Source organism: Blattabacterium sp. (Periplaneta americana) str. BPLAN (assembly GCF_000093165.1).
Lineage (GTDB): Bacteria > Bacteroidota > Bacteroidia > Flavobacteriales > Blattabacteriaceae > Blattabacterium.
This window is the reverse complement of record NC_013418.2, coordinates 515,951-538,107: the sequence shown is the minus strand read 5'-3', so window position 1 is coordinate 538,107 and position 22,157 is coordinate 515,951. Positions and strand designations below refer to the sequence as shown.

The 22,157-nt window shown below is 27.4% G+C and carries 20 protein-coding genes; 6 read left to right on the top strand and 14 right to left on the bottom strand.

The window, feature by feature from the left end:
- Nucleotides 1-16: 16 nt before the first annotated feature.
- A complete protein-coding gene (locus BPLAN_RS02630) occupies nucleotides 17-463 on the top strand; it encodes a SufE family protein (protein ID WP_012821652.1) in 447 nt (148 codons plus the stop codon).
- A gap of 45 nt (nucleotides 464-508) precedes the next feature.
- A complete protein-coding gene (locus BPLAN_RS02625; RefSeq protein ID WP_012821651.1) occupies nucleotides 509-1,867 on the top strand; it encodes an aldehyde dehydrogenase family protein in 1,359 nt (452 codons plus the stop codon).
- Nucleotides 1,868-1,870: 3 nt separating this feature from the next.
- Here BPLAN_RS02625 and rpoN read toward each other — a convergent pair whose 3' ends face one another.
- The 6 genes from rpoN to leuS all read right to left on the bottom strand — a co-directional run bounded on the left by rpoN (nucleotide 1,871) and on the right by leuS (nucleotide 10,474).
- The gene (gene rpoN, locus BPLAN_RS02620) at nucleotides 1,871-3,337 is read right to left on the bottom strand and encodes an RNA polymerase factor sigma-54 (RefSeq protein WP_012821650.1); all 1,467 of its coding nucleotides are present in this window, start codon (nucleotides 3,335-3,337) and stop codon (nucleotides 1,871-1,873) included.
- Nucleotides 3,338-3,340: 3 nt separating this feature from the next.
- Complete coding sequence (gene asnS / locus BPLAN_RS02615) at nucleotides 3,341-4,765, bottom strand: asparagine--tRNA ligase (RefSeq protein WP_012821649.1); 1,425 nt, start codon at nucleotides 4,763-4,765, stop codon at nucleotides 3,341-3,343.
- 11 nt (nucleotides 4,766-4,776) lie between these two features.
- Nucleotides 4,777-5,331 carry a ribosome-recycling factor gene (locus BPLAN_RS02610; protein ID WP_012821648.1) on the bottom strand — a complete coding sequence of 185 codons (555 nt, stop codon included), beginning with the start codon at nucleotides 5,329-5,331 and terminating at the stop codon, nucleotides 4,777-4,779.
- 8 nt (nucleotides 5,332-5,339) lie between these two features.
- Entirely contained in the window at nucleotides 5,340-6,059 is a 720-nt protein-coding gene (gene pyrH / locus BPLAN_RS02605; RefSeq protein WP_012821647.1) for a UMP kinase, read from the bottom strand.
- Nucleotides 6,060-6,088: 29 nt separating this feature from the next.
- The gene (locus BPLAN_RS02600) at nucleotides 6,089-7,519 is read right to left on the bottom strand and encodes a Glu/Leu/Phe/Val dehydrogenase (protein ID WP_012821646.1); all 1,431 of its coding nucleotides are present in this window, start codon (nucleotides 7,517-7,519) and stop codon (nucleotides 6,089-6,091) included.
- Nucleotides 7,520-7,648: 129 nt separating this feature from the next.
- Nucleotides 7,649-10,474, bottom strand: coding sequence for a leucine--tRNA ligase (gene leuS, locus BPLAN_RS02595; RefSeq protein ID WP_012821645.1), 2,826 nt, complete (start codon nucleotides 10,472-10,474; stop codon nucleotides 7,649-7,651).
- A gap of 134 nt (nucleotides 10,475-10,608) precedes the next feature.
- Between leuS and mgtE the strand changes: the two genes are divergently transcribed.
- Nucleotides 10,609-11,967 carry a magnesium transporter gene (mgtE, locus tag BPLAN_RS02590; protein ID WP_012821644.1) on the top strand — a complete coding sequence of 453 codons (1,359 nt, stop codon included), beginning with the start codon at nucleotides 10,609-10,611 and terminating at the stop codon, nucleotides 11,965-11,967.
- Here mgtE and BPLAN_RS02585 read toward each other — a convergent pair.
- Entirely contained in the window at nucleotides 11,918-12,952 is a 1,035-nt protein-coding gene (locus tag BPLAN_RS02585) for an RluA family pseudouridine synthase (RefSeq protein WP_012821643.1), read from the bottom strand. The two genes, mgtE and BPLAN_RS02585, sit on opposite strands and share 50 nt — an antisense overlap.
- Nucleotides 12,953-12,963: 11 nt before the next feature.
- A complete protein-coding gene (locus BPLAN_RS02580; RefSeq protein ID WP_012821642.1) occupies nucleotides 12,964-13,860 on the bottom strand; it encodes a PASTA domain-containing protein in 897 nt (298 codons plus the stop codon).
- 51 nt (nucleotides 13,861-13,911) lie between these two features.
- Here BPLAN_RS02580 and BPLAN_RS02575 point away from each other — a divergent pair, with 51 nt between their 5' ends.
- Nucleotides 13,912-14,907: a D-alanine--D-alanine ligase gene (locus BPLAN_RS02575; RefSeq protein WP_012821641.1), complete on the top strand. Its 996-nt coding sequence runs from the start codon at nucleotides 13,912-13,914 to the stop codon at nucleotides 14,905-14,907.
- A 130-nt stretch (nucleotides 14,908-15,037) separates the two neighbouring features.
- Here the strand turns inward: BPLAN_RS02575 and feoB are convergent, their stop codons facing one another.
- Together feoB and BPLAN_RS02565 are read right to left on the bottom strand one after the other, a co-directional pair.
- Nucleotides 15,038-17,107 carry a ferrous iron transport protein B gene (feoB, locus tag BPLAN_RS02570; RefSeq protein WP_012821640.1) on the bottom strand — a complete coding sequence of 690 codons (2,070 nt, stop codon included), beginning with the start codon at nucleotides 17,105-17,107 and terminating at the stop codon, nucleotides 15,038-15,040.
- Between the two features lie 2 nt (nucleotides 17,108-17,109).
- Nucleotides 17,110-17,334 (bottom strand): FeoA family protein, encoded by a 225-nt coding sequence (locus tag BPLAN_RS02565; RefSeq protein ID WP_012821639.1) that lies wholly within the window; start codon nucleotides 17,332-17,334, stop codon nucleotides 17,110-17,112.
- 147 nt (nucleotides 17,335-17,481) lie between these two features.
- Between BPLAN_RS02565 and rseP the strand changes: the two genes are divergently transcribed.
- Nucleotides 17,482-18,816, top strand: coding sequence for an RIP metalloprotease RseP (gene rseP, locus BPLAN_RS02560; protein WP_012821638.1), 1,335 nt, complete (start codon nucleotides 17,482-17,484; stop codon nucleotides 18,814-18,816).
- On the opposite strand, the gene BPLAN_RS02555 is transcribed toward rseP, so the two are convergent.
- Complete coding sequence (locus tag BPLAN_RS02555; protein WP_012821637.1) at nucleotides 18,751-19,386, bottom strand: 5-formyltetrahydrofolate cyclo-ligase; 636 nt, start codon at nucleotides 19,384-19,386, stop codon at nucleotides 18,751-18,753. The genes rseP and BPLAN_RS02555 overlap by 66 nt on opposite strands.
- Before the next feature lie 7 nt (nucleotides 19,387-19,393).
- Complete coding sequence (locus tag BPLAN_RS02550) at nucleotides 19,394-20,203, bottom strand: alpha/beta fold hydrolase (protein WP_012821636.1); 810 nt, start codon at nucleotides 20,201-20,203, stop codon at nucleotides 19,394-19,396.
- 77 nt (nucleotides 20,204-20,280) lie between these two features.
- Between BPLAN_RS02550 and BPLAN_RS02545 the strand changes: the two genes are divergently transcribed.
- Nucleotides 20,281-21,057: a type III pantothenate kinase gene (locus BPLAN_RS02545; RefSeq protein ID WP_012821635.1), complete on the top strand. Its 777-nt coding sequence runs from the start codon at nucleotides 20,281-20,283 to the stop codon at nucleotides 21,055-21,057.
- An 11-nt stretch (nucleotides 21,058-21,068) separates the two neighbouring features.
- Here BPLAN_RS02545 and BPLAN_RS02540 read toward each other — a convergent pair whose 3' ends face one another.
- Complete coding sequence (locus BPLAN_RS02540; protein ID WP_012821634.1) at nucleotides 21,069-21,476, bottom strand: HIT family protein; 408 nt, start codon at nucleotides 21,474-21,476, stop codon at nucleotides 21,069-21,071.
- A gap of 1 nt (nucleotide 21,477) precedes the next feature.
- Nucleotides 21,478-21,966, bottom strand: coding sequence for a transcription elongation factor GreA (greA, locus tag BPLAN_RS02535; RefSeq protein ID WP_012821633.1), 489 nt, complete (start codon nucleotides 21,964-21,966; stop codon nucleotides 21,478-21,480).
- Nucleotides 21,967-22,157: the final 191 nt, after the last annotated feature.

Sequence of the window (22,157 nt, the reverse complement as noted above, 5' to 3'; positions counted from 1 at the left end):
GTGTAAAATATTTGAAATGACGTTACAGGATAAAGAAGAAAGAATCAAAAAAGAATTTTCTTTTCTCAAAAATTGGGAAGAAAAATATGAATATCTTATAGATTTAGGAAGGAAATTACCAAAAAAATCTGATAAATTTAGATCTGAAGATAAATTGATTCATGGATGCCAATCTAAAGTGTGGTTAGATTCTAAATTAAGAGGAAAACTTGTTTTTTTTGATGCAGATAGTGATGCCTTATTACCTAAAGGAATGGCGGCTCTTATAATTTTTGTTTATTCTGGACATTCTCCTTTTGAAATTATTTCTTCGAAGGCGAATTTTATTTCTGAAATAGGATTTCAAACATTTTTATCTCCGATTCGAGCTAATGGGATACTCTTATTTTTAAAAAAAATAAAGTTTTATGCCATTGCTTTTAATGTAAAATTATCTGTTAGATTGAATGGTAAAATTTTGTAAAAATTTTACCATTCTTTTCTTTATTTTAGAAAATAAAAAGAAAATATGAGATTTCATACTATTAATCCTGTTGATAATAATATACTAAATACTTATTCTTTTATAGAGGATAAGGATATTATAGATAAGCTCTCTCTAGCTCAAAAAGCTTATGAAAAATGGAAAAATTTTTCCTATTCTTCTAGGATAGAATATATAATGAAATTATCTTCTTCCATGCAAGATCTCATAGACATTATAGCCTATTTAATAACTCAAGAAATGGGAAAACCTATAGCTCAATCACGTTTGGAAGTAGAAAAGTGTATCAAATTATGCGAGTATTATTCTAGTTTAGAAGAATCTATTTTTTTTCAGGATATATCTACTGAATATGAAAAATCTTATATTCGATTTGAATCTATAGGATCCATATTAGGAATTATGCCTTGGAATTATCCTATTTGGCAAACCATAAGATATGCCATTCCTAATATTTTATTAGGGAATGTAATAGTACTTAAACCTGCTACTAATACGGCTGGATGTTCTCTTCTTTTAGAAAAAATATTTATTGAATCTGGTTTTCCAAGAGGAATTTTTCAAGTTTTTTTAATAGATATACCTAAAATAGAATCTGTTATAGCTCATCCAATTATACAAGGTGTTTCTTTTACAGGAAGTCATTTAGTTGGAAGTCATATAGGATATTTATCTGGAAAACATATTAAAAAATCTGTTTTAGAATTAGGTGGAAATGATGCTTTTGTAGTTATGAGAGATGTAGAGAATCTAAAAAAAACGGCTAAATTAGCTACGGAATCTAGATTGAATAATACAGGACAAACATGTATTTCCGCTAAAAGATTTATAGTAGATAATTTTATTGTAGATGATTTTATAGATCTAGTTATTCAAGAAATGAAACAGTATCATAGGGGAGATGTACATGAAGAATCTACTAAAATAGGGTATATTTCTCGTGTAGACTTATCTGAAAAATTATATAAACAATATAAAGACATTATTTCAAATGGAGGAAAAGTCTGTTTACAAACTACAAGAGATGAAAATTTTTTTTCTCCTTGTTTATTGAAAATGGAAGATAAGAATTTTTCTTCCAATCAAGAGGAAATATTTGGACCAATAGGAATCGTTTATACATTTTCTAATGAGGAAGAAATACCTTCTATGGTAAATGCGACCTGTTATGGTCTAGGGGCTTCTCTTTGGACTAAAGACTTAAAAAAAGCGGAATTTTTATCCAAGAAAATAAATACAGGTATGGTTTTTGTCAATGAAATAGTAAAATCTGATCCTCGTTTTCCTTTTGGAGGAATAAAAAAATCTGGATACGGAAGAGAACTATCTGTTCTATCTATTAAAGAGTTTTCTAATTGTAAAACTATTATTATCAATAAATGATTCTCAAAGAATTTTTCTCATTCTTGCAACTGGAATTTGCATTTGGTCTCTATATTTAGCTACAGTCCTACGGGCCACCAAATAACCTTTTTTTTTGAGAATTTTCGATAATTTTTCGTCAGTTAGTGGTCTTCTTTTATTTTCTTTAGCAATAGATTCTCCCAATAACTTTTTTATTTCAATAGAAGAAATTTCTATCCCTTCTTCGTTTATCATTTTTTCAGAAAAAAAACTTTTAATCAAAAAAGTTCCATATGGTGTATTGACATATTTACTATTGGCAACACGAGATACAGTGGATATCCCTACACCTATTTTTTGAGATATATTTTTTAAAATCATCGGTTTTATTTTATATGGATCTCCAGTGAAAAAGTATTCTTTTTGATAATCCATAATGGCATTCATTGTTAACATTAATGTATTTTGACGCTGTTTTATAGCGTCTACAAACCATTTTGCTGAATCTATTTTTTGTTTTAAAAACAAAATCGTATTTTCATTTTTTTTCATGTTCCTTTCTTTTGAACTTTTATAAGATTTTAACATGTCTAAATATAAGGAGGATACTTTTATTTCTGGAGTATTTCTATGATTTAAAGATAATTCTAATTTTCCATCTGAAATACAAATAGTAAAATCTGGAATCAAATGATCTAAATTTCTAGGATTTCCAGAGTAAATTTTTCCTGGTTTTGGATTCAATTTTTCTATTTGATAGATAGCTTTTCGTAAATCATTCTTTGTTGTTCCTAATTTATTTTGCAGTTTTTTATAATTTTTTTTTGTAAAAAATTCGAAATTGTTTCTTATTATCCTTTTGGCTAAGTTTACATCGTGTGATTTTTTTTTATTTTCTAATTGGATAAAAAGACATTCTTGTAAATTTCTAGCTCCTATTCCTATGGGTTCTAGTTTTTGGATATAATTTACAAGTAGTTTTTCCACTTTTTCTGCAGTTACTGGAATCCCAAGTATCAAAAGAATATCATCTACGATGGCTGGAATTTTTCTTCTTATGTAGCCATCTTCGTCTATATTTCCTAATATAAAATCTGCAATTAACAAATCTTCTTGATTTAAACGAAAAGTATGTAACTGACTTTTTAAATATTCTTGAAAAGAAATTCCAGAAACTATGGGGATATATTTTTCTTCATTGTGATTATTTGGATTATTATTTTTGAAATCTAGAATTTCATCATCACTTAAATATTCATCTATATTTATTTCAGAAATATCTATGGATTTATCTTCTTGTTCTGGAAGATCAAAATCAATGACAGATGGATCTAACTCTTCTATAGAAGAAGTTTCTTCTTCTATTTCTTCTAATGCTGGATTTTCTTCCAATTCTTGTTTCACTCTTTGTTCAAAATCCAAAGTAGACAATTGCACTAATTTCATTAGTTTTATTTGTTGTGGGGAAAGTTTTTGTTGTCCTTTTTGTAAAAATTTCTGTTTTAACATTTTTTAGAATTCTGCCTTATGTGGAGTTCTTGGAAAAGGAATAACATCCCGAATATTTTTCATCCCTGTAATGAATTGAACTAAACGATCAAATCCTAGGCCAAATCCACTATGAGGAACAGAACCAAAACGACGTGTATCTAAATACCACCAAAGTTTCCTGTCATCTATGTTTTTATCTTTGATACGCTTTAATAAAATATCATAACGTTCTTCCCGTTGAGATCCTCCAATGATTTCTCCTATTTCTGGAAATAAAATATCCATAGCTCTAACTGTTTTTCCATCATTATTTATACGCATATAAAAGGCTTTAATACAAGAAGGATAATCAAAAACAATTACAGGATATTGAAAACATTTTTTTACTAGATATTGTTCATGTTCTGATTGTAAATCCATTCCCCAAATAACTGGATGAACAAATTTTACCATTTTTTTCTGGATGCTTTTTTCCAGAATATTTATTACTTCCGTGTAACTAATTCTTTGAAACGGAAATTTTAATAGAAGCTCTAATCTTTCTAAAAGTGTAGATTTCTGTTTTTGATTCCATTTTTCTATATGGTCCTTTAAAAAGGATAGATCTTCTATGCAATTTTCAATGATATATTGTATAACAAATTTTAAAAAATCCTCAGCTCTATCCATATTTTCTTCTAAATGACAAAAAGCCATTTCTGGTTCTATCATCCAAAATTCAGATAAATGTCGTGAAGTATTGGAATTTTCTGCACGAAAAGCAGGTCCAAATGTATATACTTTTCCTAAAGCTAAAGAAGCGGTTTCTGCTTCTAATTGTCCAGATACACTCAAATAGGTTTTGCACTGAAAAAAATCTTTTGTATAATCTACATTTTCTCTTATATGTGGAATATTTTTTAAATCCATAGTTGTTACCTGAAACATTTTTCCAGCTCCTTCAGCATTTGAAGTAGTAATAATTGGAGTATTGATATAAAAAAAACCATGTTCATGAAAATATTTATGTATAGAAAAAGCTACATGATGACGTACACGCATAATACTACTAAAAATATTTGTACGAAAGCGTAGATGTGCTTGTTTTCGTAAGGTTTCTAAACTATGTTTTTTCGGTTGTAAAATAGTTTTTTGAAAACTTTTTTGATCTACTTCTCCATAGATCCTTATCTCTAAAGATTTTAATTCTATAGATTGTTTTTTTCCTAAACTTTCTATGATTAGACCTATAACTTTAATGGAACTCCCAATGGTAATTTTTTTCAAAAACTCCTTTTCTAAATTTTTAGATAAAATAATTTGAAGATTCTTTATTGTCGATCCATCATTTAATGTGATGAAAATGTAATTTCGAAAAGAACGAATCCATCCCTCAACTAAAACTTTTTTATTTAAAAATTTTTTTCCTTTTTCCAATAATTCTTTAATTGAATATTTTTCTATCATGGATCAACGAATTATATACTTAATATTTCTTTTTCTTTGGAAAAAAAAAGAACATCTATTTTTTGAATAGATACCTTGGTAATTTTTTGTATACGATTTTCTCCTATTTTAGATAAATCTTCAGAGATTTTCAATCTTTTTATAGATTGGTTATACTTTTTTCGTGTAGTTCTCACGAATATTTTTGCTTTTTCTGTTTGTGTTTTAATTTTTTTCATTAAATTCTTTCTTCCTTCTTCCGTAAGAATAGGAAGACGAATGTGAATGGATTCTCCTTTATTGGTTGGCATAAAACCAAGATTTTCATCTATAATTGCTTTGTCTATATAGGAAATGATAGCACGATCCCAAGGATGAATCGTGATATTCATATTATCTACAATGGTAATTGTGGCCACTTCAATTAAAGGAAAAAAAGAAGCATAACACTTTATTTTTATTTTTTCTAAAAGGGGAACAACGGATTTGCTTCCCAATCGAATACGATGAATTTCTTCTTGAAGTTTTTTCAAAATTTTTTCCATATCTTTTTTGCAAGAAAAAAAAATTTCATTTAATTCATCCATAATTTTTTCTATTTTTCGTTAGAAACCAGAGTTCCTATTTCTTCTCCGGAAATTACTTTTTTAAAATTTTCTTTTCTATTTATATCAAAAATAATAATAGGTAAATTATTTTCATTTCCTAAAATAAAAGCTGTTTGATCCATCACCTTGATTCCCATTTGATAAGCCATATCAAAGGATATTTTCTTAAGTCTTTTAGCATATTTATCTTTTTCTGGATCCTTGGTATAGATTCCATCAACTCTGGTTCCTTTTAATAAAACATCTGCTTTAATTTCTATAGCACGTAATACGGCAGCTGTATCTGTGGTAAAATATGGATTTCCTAAACCTGCCACGAATATTACCACTCTTCCTTTTTCAAGATGATGAATAGCTTTATCTTTTACAAATGGTTCTGCTATTTGATCCATTCTAATAGCTGTTTGTATAGAAGTACATATTCCGACATTTTTTAAGTAAGATTGGAAAGCTATTCCGTTTATAACAGTAGCTAACATCCCCATATAATCTCCTCCTATCCGATCTATCGTATTTTCCTTTATTCTAGAAGAAAATCCTCTAAATATATTTCCTCCACCAATCACTATAGCTACCTGCGCCCCCATTTCTACTACTTTTTTTACTTCTTCAGCGTATTGTTGAAGACGAGTAGAATGAAGTCCGAATTCGTTATTTCCCATAAGAGCTTCTCCGCTTAATTTCAACAAGGATCTTTTGTACTTCATGAAAAAGATATTTAAAAAAAGATTAAAGATTATGGAAAAATACCTAATTTTTCATAAGAATCTATGATTTTGTTTATAGCAAGAACAAATGCTGCAGTACGCAGGTTTTCTATTTTTAAGGATTTTTTTAGATCACGAATCTTATGAAATCCATTGATCATTGTATCTTCTAGTCCACTACGTACTAGATCTATTTCTCTTGGTCCTCTTAAAATCATTTTTTTTTCTTCTATTGGAATTTTTTTTCTACAACTAGTTTCTATAACTTGCAGCAATTCTGTATTCATATTTTCACTAAAACGTTTTTCCATGCGTCCATAACGAACATGACTTAAATTTTTTAACCATTCAAAGTAAGAGACGGTGACTCCTCCAGCATTCAAATAAATATCTGGAACTATAAGAACTCCCTTTTTCCCTAATATATCATCAGCTTCAGGAGTCACTGGTCCATTAGCAGCTTCTCCAATAATTTTGGCCTTAATCCGATTGGCATTATGTTTATGAATCACATTTTCTAACGCAGCTGGAATAAGAATATCACATTCTAATTCTAAGGCTTTTTCTGTATCCTCTATATTTTTTGATTCTGGAAAATTCAATATAGATCCGGTTTTTTTCAAGTGAAGAATCACATTTGAGACATTCAAACCTTTTTTATTGTAAATAGCTCCTTCCCTTTCTGCTAAAGCTACAATAATAGCTCCTGCTTCATGAAAAAATGTTGCCGCATGATAACCTACATTTCCTAGACCTTGTATAATCACTTTTTTTCCATTTAATCCTACATCAAGACCTACAGATAACATCTCTTCTTTCATCTTACATAATTCTCTAATTCCATAAAATACTCCTAATCCTGTTGCTTCTTTTCTTCCTCTTACTCCACCTTGAGAAACAGGTTTTCCTGTAACACAGGCTAGAGCATCCACTTCTCCAGGACTAAGAGATAAAAATGTGTCAAAAATCCAACTCATTTCTCTTTCTCCGGTTCCATAATCAGGGGCTGGAACATCTATACCTGGACCTATAAAATTTTTTTTTATTAATTCAGAAGTGTAACGACGGGTTATTTTTTCTATGTTTTCTGCAGAGACAATTTGTGGATCAATTTTAATTCCCCCCTTAGCTCCACCAAAAGGAACATCTACTATAGCACATTTATATGTCATCAATGCCGCTAAAGTCATCACCTCATCTTGGTTTACTTTTATGCTATATCTAATGCCTCCTTTGCAGGGAAGTTTATGATGGGAATGTTGAACCCTATATGCTTCAATCACTTGAATTTCTTTTCCTATTTTTACAGGAAAATGCATGCGATACACAGCATTACAAGATTTAATTTGCTCTAAAAGACCTTTTTTAATAGAAAGGTACCGTGCAGCTTTATCAAAATTTTTTTCTATACAACTAAAAAAACTATACGCATCAGCTTTACTTTGGTTTTTTTTTGACATAAAAAAAGTTTTTACACATTTAATGAAAAAAATTTCAAAACGCCTGCCGAATGACCAGATACAAATCTACGTTTTATCACAATAAAATTTTCATCAAACATCGATTAATTTTAAATTATAAAATATGATTTAAATAAATAAAATATTTATTATTTTTTTTGGGATGATGATAATTTTTTGTAATATTTTTTCATCTAAAATGAACTTTATTTTAGGATGATTTAAAATTTTTTTTCGAATTTCCTCAATTGTTAGTTTGGATTCAAACGTTTCTTGGAATTTTAATTTTCCATTAAACATAATCGGATAAGTAATTTTTTCTTTCACAAGAAATTTTGGATCATAAACAGGAAAAGGATAAAAAATAATAGATTTTTCTTTTCCGAGTTTTCTCCAAAGTTCTTCAGCTATATGAGGAGAAAAAGGCGCTATTAATTTTACTAATGGTTCCAATATTTTTCTTTTATTGCATTTTAAAATATTTAATTGATTAACCATCATCATCAAATAACTAATGGATGTATTAAAAGAAAATGAATTAATTTTTTCCTGTAGTTTTTTGATGGTGTGATGTAAAATTTTTAGTTCTTGAAATGTCGGATCTAAGTCACTAACCTGAAATACTTTATTTATATGAAATAAACGCCAAAATTTATTTAAAAAATTTTTTATTCCATTGATTTTTTCCTCATTCCAAGGTTTTGATTCCATAACAGGACCCAAAAACATTTCATAAAGACGAAATATATCTGATCCATATTTTTCAGAAATCTGATCTGGAGTGATGACATTATATTTAGATTTTGACATTTTTTCTAATTGTCTTTGACAAAAAAAACGTCCTTTTTCTAAAAAAAATTTTGACTGATAAAATTCAGGTCTCCAATGTTGAAATTTATTGATATCTAATTCATTATTAGAATTTACTAGAGATATATCTACATATATTTTTTGTAAATTTTCTCCTTGATTATAAGAGTTTCTTAATCCATAGGAAATAAATATATTTTTTCCAATAATTTTTAGTATAGTAGCTGAATAATTCAGAATCATTCCTTGATTGAATATTTTCTTAAAGGGTTCTTCTGTACTAACCCATCCTCTATCTTTCAGAAATTTATGCCAAAATCTTGCATAAATCAAATGACCCGTAGAATGTTCAGCTCCTCCTATATATAAATCAATATTTTTCCAAATATGTTCTTTTTTTTTATCCAAAAAGAATTGATGGTTGTGAACATCCATATAGCGAAGAAAATACCAACTTGATCCAGCCCAACTTGGCATAGTGCTAGTTTCTATTGGAAAGACATATTTATTATCCACAAGAGTATTGGAAACTATTTTCATTTTTCTTTCGTCCCAAGCCCAATTTTTTACTCTAGTTAATGGAGATTTTCCATTTTTTGGATGATAATTATTTCTTTCTGGAAGAAGCAAAGGAAGTTTTTCAAGGGGAATGGTTTTTGGAATTTTATTTTTAAAATAAATAGGAATGGGTTCCCCCCAATATCTTTGTCTAGAAAAAATAGCATCACGTAATCGATAACTATTTTTTTTGAACCCAATATTTTTTTCTTCCAAGATTTGAATGATTTTTTTTTTAGCTTCTTGAACTTTTAACCCATTTAGAAAATCAGAATTAATGCATATTCCATTTTTTCCTTCATAAAGTTCATTATTAGTATTCTCTTCTTTTTTTTCAGGAGTTAGAACAGATAAAACTTCTAAATCCATATTTTTTGCAAATTTTTTGCAAATTTTTTCATGACCAGGGACCCCTATTATAGATAGGGTTTCATTATCTACAGAAAAATTATTACTAACATAAATAGGGATTTTCTTTCTTTTAAGAAAAGGATGGATCACATAATTTCCTGTAAAAACACCAGAAATATTTTTTTCTTCTACAAGATTTTTTTTACAGTATAGAGCAACTTCTTCTCTATGAGAGGAAATAGAAATTTTTTCTGCCATTGGATGATCTGTAGATAAAATAATGAATGTCATTCCAAATATAGTTTCTGGACGAGAGATGAAAAGTTCTATTCTTTTGAGATTCTCTTTTTGGAAAAAAAGTTCTAAAAAAATAGAAGATCCTAATGTTTTTCCTATCCAATTATATTGTAATTTTTTTAAAGATTTGGAACAATCAACAGATTCTAATCCTTTTAAAAGTCTTTCTATATAAGCGGTAATTCTTATATGCCATTGTAGCATTTTTTTTCTATAAATAGGATACCCACCTCTTTGACTTCTTCCATTTGTAATTTCATCATTGGCTAAAACTGTTCCTAATCCTGGACACCAATTTACTGTATTTTCACATAAAAAAGCCAAACGATAATTCAAAAGAATAGATTCCTTTTTAGAAGAATTGAATTCTTTCCACATTTTCGAATCAAATTTATAGTTTAAAGAATGACTAGCATTAACCAATAAATTTCCATTTTTATTAAATTCTTCTACTAAAAGATCTATCGATTTAGCTTTTTCACTAGTTTTATCATACCAAGAATTAAATATTTGGATAAACATCCATTGAGTCCAACGATAATAAGTAGGATCGCTAGTAGATAATTTTCGACTCCAATCAAAAGAAAGTCCTATTTTATCCATTTGACTTTGATATTTTTTTACATTCTGACGAGTAGTTTTAAAAGGATGTTGTCCAGTTTGAATAGCATATTGTTCTGCAGGAAGACCAAAAGAATCAAATCCTATAGGGAATAGAACGTTATGACCTGTTGTCCGTTTGTATCGTGCATAAATATCTGAAGCTATATATCCTAAACAATGTCCTATATGGAGTCCTGAACCAGAAGGATAAGGAAACATATTTAATATATAGTATTTGGAAGATTTATTTCCGTTATTTTCTTTTGTATGAAAAATATTATGTTTTTTCCAAAATATTTGCCAACGTTTTTCTATTTCACGAAAATTATATTCCATGTTTATTCTATTTTAAATTTTGTAAAATTACAATGATTTTATTACGTAATTTTAGTAATTTCTAACTGGATAAAATTTTTAATCTAAAAATTTGATGATAATGAGAAAAAAGTTTTTCTAAAAAAAGAAAAGAAATGTTTAATCACCATAAAGATTGTTTAGAAAATCATTTTGACGAAAATTTTTTAAATAATCAAACTATTAGTTTCCTAGTTAAATTGATTCAAGATCATCCGGATAAGGTTGTAGATATATTCATTTTGTTGAAAATAAATAGAGGAACTTCTGTTTTTAAAGTTTTAGATTTTCCTATAAAAAAAAAAATTATAGAAAGTCTTCCTTCAATTAAAATGATGGAATTATTGAACAAACTATCAGTAGACGATCGTGTTTCCTTCTTGGAAAATCTTCCAAAAAATTCTTTAAAAGATTTAATTAAATATTTAAATCCGGAAGAAAAACGTAATACCTTAGTTTCTTTAGGATATCCTGAGAACAGTGTAGGCCGTTTAATGATTCCATACTATCTTGCTGTTCAAGACACTTGGAGCGTACAAGAAGTATTAGATTATATACGTAAAGAAGGTAAAAATAGTGATGTGATTGAAATAGTTTATATAGTAAATCAAAAAGGAAAATTAGTGGACGACATAAAAATACAAGAATTTTTATTAGTAGATCCAGCTACCAAAGTAGTTGATTTGATGGATGGACGATACACAGCCGTTTTAAGTGTTACTGATACAGAAGAAGAAGCTACTAAGATATTTTCTATGAATAATCGAGTATCACTACCTGTTATAGATGATCAAAAAATTTTGCTTGGAATAGTTACTATAGATGATATTTTATGGGTTGTAAATGAAAATTATAGAGAAGATATCCAAAAAATAGGTGGGATGGAAGCTTTGAATCAATCTTATCTGAATGTTCCTTTATCCAAACTAATTAAGAAAAGAGCTGGATGGTTAACATTGTTATTTATAGGTGAGATGTTGACGACCACAGTAATGCAGTATTTTTCTAGTGCTATAGAAAAAGCAGTTGTTTTAGCCTTATTTATTCCTTTAGTTGTTTCTAGCGGTGGGAATAGCGGATCTCAAGCAGCTAGTCTAATTATTCAAGCAATGGCTTTAGGAGAAGTGAAAATGAAAGATTGGTGGATAGTAATGCGAAGAGAAATCATATGTGGTTTTTTTTTAGGAAGTATTTTGGGTTTAACGGGTTTTATACGTGTTTTGACATGGCATAATATAAATCTTTTTAATTATGGACCTCATTGGATATTGATTGGGATAACTATTTTTTTATCTTTAATTGGAGTTGTCCTATGGGGAACATTTAGTGGATCTATGTTACCTTTTATTATCAAAAAATTTAAGGGAGATCCAGCTAGTTCTTCTGCCCCATTCGTAGCTACATTGGTAGATGTTTTCGGTTTGATTATATATTTTTCAATCTCTTATATTCTTCTTCAGGGGACCTTGTTATAAAATATTGATTTCTTAATTTTTGGAGAACTTTTTTAAAATCTTCAGGAATTGAACAGGTAAAATGGCATTTTCTATTTTTTGGATGAATAAAAGAAAGGGATCCTGCATGTAAAGCTTGTCTTTTTAAAAGATTTAAAGAATCTTTGAAAAAATCTATCGATTTTTTCGATAAATATTTTTTCATAAATATTTTATCTCCACCATAAGTAGAATCATTGAACAAAGGATGTCCTAAATATTTAAAATGAACTCTTATTTGATGCGTTTTTCCTGTTTCTAAATTACAAGAAACATAGGTGAGATATTTAAATCTTTCCAAAACTTTATAATGAGTAACGGAATACCTACTTCTGTAAAAATTTCTTTGAAAAAGAGTCATTCTCTTTCTATTATTAGGATCTCTTCCTATAAACCCACTTATAGTTCCTTCTTGTTTTTGTATGTTTCCCCATACTAAGGCTAGATATTTTCTTTGAATAGTTTTAGAAATAAATTGTTGAAATAAATATTTTTGTGCATATTCATTTTTAGCTAAAACAAGTAAACCTGTAGTATCTTTATCTATTCTGTGTACTAAACCTAATCGATATAATTGATGATTATTTTTAAAATGATATTTAATTCCATGAATTAAGGTTCCTTTTTCGTTTCCAAAACCTGGATGTACTACCATTCCTGCAGCTTTGTTGATAACAAGAATATCTTCATCTTCATAAAGAATATTTAGAGGGATATTTTCTGCAATAATATTTTTATATTCTGAATCTAAAATGGGAGGATAATAAATCTCTGCTTCTACAAGATCAAAAGGTTTTATTTTATAATTTTTTTTTATAATACATTGATTTACTAAAATCTTTCCAGAATTAGTAGCCTTCTGAATTTGGTTTCTGCTGATATTTTGAATAGATTTCCTCAAAAATTTATCAATTCGAATAGTTTTTTGATATTTTTCTACAAAAAATTTAAATTTTTTTATAGACATTTTTTTTGTTTTTATTTTTCAAAAACAGAAGGTTTCGTTTTAGTCTTTTGTTCATCCATTTCTTCGTTTATTGGAATTTTTTCTTTTTTCATGTTTTTTTTTGAATCATCTTTGTTGGATTCAGATGTTTTTATTAACCTATCTAAAGGTTTGGTAGTTAACCATAGATAAATGGGTTTTTTTTTATCCTGGATCTTTCCAGGAGTAGGTTCCTGACGATATACTTTTGCTTTCGTAGCAGAAGCATCATCCAATGGATCCTCATAATAAAAATTAATGATGTTAAATAATTTTTCTTTCAAAGTATAGGTGGCATTAGATAAAGACATTCCAGTTACATTTGGAACCGGATAGGAATAATTCTTTTTTTCGTATCCTTTTCCTATTATTAATGTAATTCCATCTTGATGTGGAAGAATTGATCCAGAAGGAATGATTTTTCCTTTATAAACTACTTTTAAAACCGTATCCTTAGAAAAATCATTTACATATTTTATATCTTTCACCAGGATATGGTTAGCATGAAGTAATTTGATCGCTATACGTTTGTTTTTATTAATTATATTGGGGAGAACTGTGGTTTGAAAGTTTTTTGCATTAGCTTGTATGTATATATATCTTCCTACTTTCACAGGATCTCCTGCTTCTGGAAAAAAGGAAAGTACTTGATAAGGTTTAAAAGATGGATCATAATGTGATGTATCTACATCATATTTTAATCCTAATTTTTTTAAAATAGATATAGATTGGTTTAAAGTTAAATAGCGTAGGTTTGGGACAATTACGTAAGACCCGTGTTTTGTGTAAATATCGACCCATTTTAATGCTAGGCTAGTTATTTTATATAAAATAAATATAGAAATTAATAAATTTAGAAGTAAAATCAAACAATATTTTGAATACTTCATGTTAAGAATAAAATAAAATGTAACTGATTAATATAAAAAAAATAGAGAATAATGAAAAAAATAGCTATTGTTATGGGAGGTTATACAGAGGAATCTGTTATTTCGTTAAAAAGCGGAGAAGTAGTTTACAAAAATCTAAGTAAAGAAGAATTTGAAGTTTATAAAATCTATTTATTCATAGAAAAATGGATTTTAAAGGATAAAAATAATAAAGAGTATCCTGTGAATAAACAGGATTTTACCGTTCGTATTACAAATGATCAAATTTTGAAATTTGATTGTGTTTTTAATGCTATACATGGAACTCCAGGAGAAGACGGAGTTTTACAAGCTTATTTCCATTTACTGAAAATTCCCTATACAGGATGCCATTTTCATCATGCCAGTGTCACTTTTAATAAAAAATATTGTTTAACTTTCTTGAAAGAATTTGGAATTAAAACAGCTCCTTCCTTTTTTTTAAATAAAAACCAATCTTTTTGTGAAAAAAAAATTCTAAAAAAAGTAGGATTACCATGTTTTGTAAAACCTAACAGATCCGGATCTAGTTTAGGGATATCTAAAGTCTATCAAGAAAGAGAACTAGCCAAGGCTATAGAACATGCTTTTAGAAAAGATCAAGAAATTATTGTAGAATCATTTCTGAAAGGGACTGAAGTTTCAGTAGGAGTTATTTCCTGGAATCAGGATATTAAAGTTTTACCTATTACAGAAATTATCAGTAGAAATGATTTCTTCGATTTTGAATCGAAGTATTCTGGAAAATCTCAAGAAATCACACCTGCTAGATTATTACCAAGTCTTGAAAAAAAAATCAAAAAATTGGCAAAAAATGTCTATGAAATTTTAAATTTATCAGGAATATCTAGATCGGAATATATACTGGTAAACGGAGATCCTTTTTTTTTAGAAATTAATACAATTCCTGGACTTTCGGAGGAAAGTATACTTCCAAAGCAATTAAAAATAGCCGGAATATCTTTATCTGAATTATTTAAAAAAAACATATACGATTCTATTGAAATTTTCAAGAAAAAAAATTCATAATCTACAATTACATTTACATTTCTTTTTACAAAAACTACTAGTTTTAGTAGAGAAAAATTTCAAAAGATTTTTGAGAAAATGAAATATGGAATACAAAAAAAATAAACCAATAATAATATACTGCCACATTTTAGGTTTTTAATATTTGATAAATAAAAAAAGAAGAAATATAAGCGAATGTTGTCATAAAAAAGAATTGTATTATGGGCCATTTCCAAGACTTTGTTTCTTTTTTTACTATAGATAAGGTACTTAAACATTGCATAGAAAAAGCATAGAAAAAAAGCAAAGAAAATCCTGTAGCAAAATTGTAAACGGGTTTCCCAGTCTCACTGAATATTTCTTTTTTCATTTTTTCTTTTAAGAAAAAATTTTCATTTTTTTCAATACTATATACAGAAGCCATAGTACTAACAAATACTTCTCTTGCTATAAGAGAAGAGATTAATCCTATTCCTATTTTCCAATCATATCCTAATGGAAGAAGAATGGGTTCCATTTTTTTTCCTAGTAAACCTAAATAAGAATTGGGTAATTCTTTTTTTTCAAATATATTTTCAAAACTAATTGAATATTTACTGGATGGGGAAAAATCTTTTTTAGGACCAAAAGATCCTAACCCCCAAATTAATACACTTAATAATACAATTATTTTTCCAGCGTTATACATGAAAGATTTGATGTTTATCCATAGAGTAATCAATATATTTCCGAATAGGGGCCATTTATAAGTAGGCATTTCCATAATAAGATGACTTTGATAATCTTTTTTAAGAAATAGATGAAGAATCATGGATATACTTAAAGCAGAAAAAAAACCTAAAAGGTACATTCCCATAAGTACTAATCCTCTCAATTGAATGAAATACCATTTTTTATCCGGAATGATGAGAGAAATTATTAATGTGTAAACAGGTAATCTAGCAGAACAGGTTATAAAAGGAGTTACTAAAATGGTGATTAAACGATCTCTATAATTTTCAATATGTCTAGCAGACATTATTGCAGGGATGGCACAGGCTACACTAGAAATAAGAGGAACTACACTTTTTCCATTTAATCCAAATGGCCGCATAATTCTATCCATTAAAAATATCACTCTGCTTATATAACCACTTTCTTCCATAAGAAGAAGGAAAAATAATAAAAGAAAAATTTGGGGGATAAAAGTGATAATAGTACTAATTCCAGGTAAAAAACCTTGTACAAAGAAATTGTTTAGGGGACCTGGATAAATATTTTCTAGTTTTTTTTGAAGAATAGAAAAAAAAAATTCTAAAATTTTTTTAGGATTTTCTGCCCAAAAAAAGACACTTTGAAATATGATAAACAATAAAAAAAAGAAAATGAAATAACCCCAAAAAGGATGTAAGAATAAATAATTATCTATCTTTTTAGAAAAATCTAAAGAATTTTTTTTGGAATCCAAAAGAAACTCAGAAACTGTTTTAGAAAAAATTTTTCCTATTTCTTCATATCTATCTAATGTTTCTCTAATTTGTAGTTTTTTAGAAATGATATTGTGTTTTTTCTTAATCTTCTTCAAAAGTTCATCCTCTTTTAAGAATTTTTTATTATTTGCTAAATAATACCAAGCTCTATAAGTGTTGACCTGATAACCATTTTTTACATCTTGAATAGCAATGGAATGAGATAATCCTGGATTAAAGAAAAAGGAAAATTTCTTTTTCTGGTTCAGACTACTGATTTTCTGTTTTACCTTATCTATTCCTATTCCTTTTCTTGCATCGATTAAGACTATTTCAGTTAGAAGAAATTTCTTAAGTTTTTCTATATCAATAAAAACCCCCTTTTTTTTTGCTTCATCAAGCATATTCAAAATAAAGAGAACAGGAAAACCTAAATCTTGTATCTGTCTAAATAATAAAAGATTTTTTTTAATACTCGAGGAGTCAGCTACAACAAGGATTTTATCTGGATAATCAATATCATCTGTATTGTTTAGTAATTTACAAACTATTTCCTCATCTTCAGATGATGGATATATGCTATAGGTTCCTGGAAGATCTATTATCTGATAGTGGGTATTTTCATAAGAAAAAAATCCTATTTTTTTATCTACTGTGACTCCTAAATAATTTCCAACTTTTTGGTTGAGTCCAGTTAATTGATTAAACAAAGAAGTTTTTCCGACATTTGGATTTCCAATAAGAGCTAATTTAATTATTCTTTTCCGCATTTCTAAATAATAGGTTCTATGAGAATATTTTCCGCTTCTTTCTTACGTAAAGCTAAACAAGATTGATCATAAATAATACATAGTGGATCATAAAAAATAGAAACAAAAAGTATTTCAAACTTAACACCAGGTAAAACACCTAATTCTAACAATTTTATAGGAAAATCTTCATTTTTATATCCCTTTATAATCCCTTTTTCTCCTTTTTTAAGATTAGATAAGTTCAAATTTATATGTATTTAAAATTTTATTCTTCGTTAAATATACTTTCTTTATGCAAAGAATATTTTATGTTGTTTATAAAAAAATGAAATTACTTTTTGTCGATAGAAAAAATGAAATAAAGGTTTAAATTTATCTACAAATTATAACTTATGACGTCTATTTTTGTTAGATCCATACAGTTACTACTAAGTATATCTATATTAATTCTTATTCATGAATTAGGTCATTTTTTATTATCTAAAGCATTTCAAGTACGTGTAGAGAGATTTTTTTTGTTTTTTGATCCTTGGTTTTCTATTTTCAAAAAAAAAATAGGAGACACTATTTATGGAATAGGCTGGATCCCCTTAGGAGGATATGTTAAAATATCTGGAATGATGACAAATGAAGAGATAGATTCTTCAGAAAAAGAAAAAATAAATTGGGAATTTCGTTCAAAATCTGCAATAAAAAGACTATTGATTGTATCCGGAGGAATTCTTTCGAATGTGTTATTTTCTTTTATGATTTTTTCTTTTTTGCTATTTAAATATGGAGAAACTTATCTCCCTACAAAAAATGTTAAATATGGAATTGAGGTAGATTATTTAGGAAAAAAAATAGGTTTAAGAAATGGGGATAACATTCTACTTGTCAACGGAAAATATATCCCTTATTTTCATGAAATTCCTAAAGCAATTCTTTTAGGTAATTCCATTACTATAGATCGCATGGGAAAAATTATCCATTTATCATTAAATGATGATAAAAAAAGATTTTTTTTTGATAGAAAAGAATTCAGTTTTTTTATAATAAAACCTCGTGTTCCACCTATTATAAATTACGTAGTAAAAGATTCAGGAGCCTATAAATCTGGATTAAAAAATAATGATGAAATTTTAGCGATTAATTCAGAGTTTCTTTTATTTTCCGATCAACTAAAAGATATTTTATCAAAATATAAGAACCAAACCATTTTGATTTCTATCAATAGAAATGGGAGACTACTTCAAAAAGAAGTTTTTTTAGATCAAAAAGGGATTTTAGGAATTTCTCTCAAAAATTTTATGGAAATGGATAATATTTTTTTATTCGAAAAAAAGAATTATTCCATAATTGAAAGTTTTCCTTATGGAGTAAAAAGAACTTGGGAGGTTTTAAAAAATCAAATATTTTTTTTAAAAAACGTTTTTCATATAGAAACTAAAGCTTATAAACAGGTTGGTAGTTTTTTTTCTATGGCTAAAGAATTTCCTTCTCAATGGAATTGGGGGATTTTTTGGACTTTAACAGCCACTTTATCCATATGGTTAGCTTTCTTAAATTTATTTCCTGTTCCATCATTAGATGGTGGTTATATCTTATTTATTCTGATAGAAATGATCACTAAAAAAAGAATAAATGAAAGAATTTTTGAACGATGTACCATCATTGGATTTCTAATGATTAGTTTGATGATGATTATGGTTATTATTTGGGATATTTTTAAAGTTTTTTTCTATTAAAAAATTTTTAAGGAAAAAAACTTTATTTCTAGTAATTCCTATATCGATCATAAGATCATTTTTATGGATTGATGGAATACTATCTATTGGGTTAAAAAAACTCAATCCTATTTTTAGAACATTTTTTTTGCATAGTGTAAGAAATCTATCATAAAATCCTTTTCCATAACCAATACGATATCCTTTTAAATCAAAAACTAATAAAGGGACAAATATCACTTCAATAAAGGAAGGAGGAATAATATGTTTTTGTACAGGTTCAGGAATTCCATATTTGTTATTCTTTAAGGTAGTTTTTCTATCAAGAAGACAATTGTCTATGGATAAACTGTGAAAATTTGAATAAGGAACTGTGATATATTTCCCTTTTTGAAAAAGAAAGTTAGTAATGAGAAAAGTATTGATTTCGTTATATTTTTGTATAGGTAAAAAAATGTGATAATATGTTTTATCCCATATAAAGAAAAGTTTTTTGAATTGAATAAATATATCATAACTACTTTTCAATACTTCTTTTTTAGTAAGTGATTTTCTGTAAAAAAGATATTTTTTTCGTAATTTTTTTTTCATTCATTATCTATGAATCTTGATTTTTTATAGTTTCCATGAAACTTTCTAATACTTTTACTATTTTTTGAGGGTTTTCTATTGGCCCCATGTGACCAGTTGGAACATCAATAAAATAACTGTTATATCCGCTTTTTGCTTCTTCACGGAGTTTTTTTGCAGGAAGTATTAAATCATATATTCCGGCCATATATAATTTTGGAAATTTAGTTCTTTTTAATAAAAATCTTCTATCTTTACGAATAGACATTCCACGCAAAAAAGATATTACACTATGAATAGGAGTTGAAATAGCTATTCTTTTTAAAAATTTTAATTCTTTTTGGAAAGAACTTAATTGATTAGGATCAAATAATTTATTAATACTAGTAGATACAAATAATGGATAATGATCTATTGCGAATTTTATGGATCGAATGCGATTATTTTTTTTTTCTTTTGTATCTGATTCTGCGGTAGAATGAAGTAAACATAAACCTAAAAATATCTCTGGATATTCTTCTGCAAGCGCTAAAGCTATATATCCTCCCATAGAATGACCTATAAAAACAGCTTTTTCTATATTCTCTTTTTGTAAAAGAAATTTAATAGTATCAGCCACTTCTTCCATTGTGGTGGTGGAAGAATCTTTTTTTTCTAGAAAACTTTTTCCATGACCAGGTAAATCAATTGAAAGGACTTTGTATTTCTTGGAAAAAATATCATATATATAATTCCAAATTTCTAAACTTTCCATAAATCCATGTAAAAATACCATGGAGATTCCATTTCCTTTTGTTTTATAATAGATATTTTTTTTATTATGAAAATATATGAACATATTCTTATATTAAATAAAAAAATTAAATATAGTTATTATAGAAATTACGTTTTTCTTATTCAAAAATGAAGTTAATAATGTTGTTAACTATAAATATTGGGAATTCCAGTCTTCGTTTTGGACTATTTAATAATAATTATAATTTAAAATGTGAATGTGATTGTTCATGGATTATTAACAGTAATCCACATAGATCATTGGATGAATATATTTTATTATTTAGGAATATTTATCAACAATATGGAATCCTATCCAAATTAATACAAAATATTGTGATTGGATCCGTAGTCCCTCCTCTTACAAACATTGTAGAACAATCTTTATATGAAATTCATAAAATAAAACCGATGGTAGTAGATAGATATTCCGCTTCTCCAATAAAACATTATTCTCATCAATTAGGAACAGATTTATATGCTAATGCTATAGCTGCATATACATTATATCATAATAAAAAAAATACTCTAGTGGTAGATTTTGGAACGGCTTTAAGTTTAACCTGCATAGATAAATACGGAACTCTTCAAGGAGTTATTATTGCTCCAGGAGTCAATAGCTCTTTATCTGCATTGATAGGTAATACGGCTCAACTATCGCAAATAGAATTAAAAAAACCCCCTAGTATATTAGGACAGTATACTGAAACTTGTATTCAAAGTGGAATTATTTATGGATACATCAGTATGGTAGAAGGACTCATTAACCGAATTAATAAAGAATTAAAAACAAACTGTTTTGTTATAGCTACAGGAGGGCTTTCTCATATTTATACTCCTTTAACTAAAAAAATTCATCTTAAAGATAAGTTGCATACAATAAAAGGTTTAAAAATTTTATTTCATTGGAATAGATAGAAGATATTGATTTACAGATTAATAGATTTTTTAATTTTTTCTGATAAAATCTTGAAATGATTTGCAGATAAAGATATTCTTTTTTTAGAAAAATCCCCATCACTTTCTTGATCCATAGGGATTAAATGGATATGAACATGAGGGATTTCAAAACCCATCACAAATATTCCAACACGATTACAAGGAATTATTTTTTCAATGCCTATAGCTACTTTTCTAGTAAAAGACATGATAGATAAAAAATCTTTTTCTGGAAGAGAAAATATTTTTTCTGGATTCTTTTTTTTTGGAATCACTAAAGTATGACCAATTTTTATTGGATAAATATCTAAAAAAGCAAGATTTTCAGAATTTTCTGCGACTTTATAAGCAGGTACTTCGTTTTTTATTATATGTGTAAATATATTTTTCCGATTCATTTCATTCACTAAATGCTATTTCTAAAATTTCATAATCAAGTATCATTTTATTAGGTAACTTAATATGAGCAATTTGTCCTACTTGTTTTCCAAGTAATCCTGTAGATATAGGAGTGTTTATAGAAATTTTACCAGATTTTAAATCTGCTTCTCCTTCTGGAACTAAGGTATATATTTGTTCTCCTCCATATGTTAAATTTTTTACCCTAACTGTAGATAGAATAGAAACTCTGGTTCTATTGATTTGTGATCCATCAATAATTCTTGCATTGGATAGTTTTTTTTTTAATTTGGCTATGTTCATTTCTAAAAATTCCTGTGCTTCTTTTATAGCATCATATTCTGCATTTTCTGAAAGATCTCCTTTATCTCTGGCTTCTGCTATTTGCATTGATATTTTTGGTCTTTCAATGTTTTCTAATCTTTCTATTTCTTGTTGTAGTTTTTTTAATCCCTCTTTAGTGATATATTCGAATTTTTCTTTTTCCATAGTATTTTTTCATTTTTCGATCTTTTCATCCAATTATAAAGTTAGTTGATTTTGTGAATTATTATGTAAATTATTTTTTTCTTCTTGATTGAATTTATACATATTTTAAAAATATAGTGTTTATTGTTCAGTTTTTTCTTATTCTTTCATTGTCCATAGGATCCTCAATTACGGGAAAAGTGATCAAAATT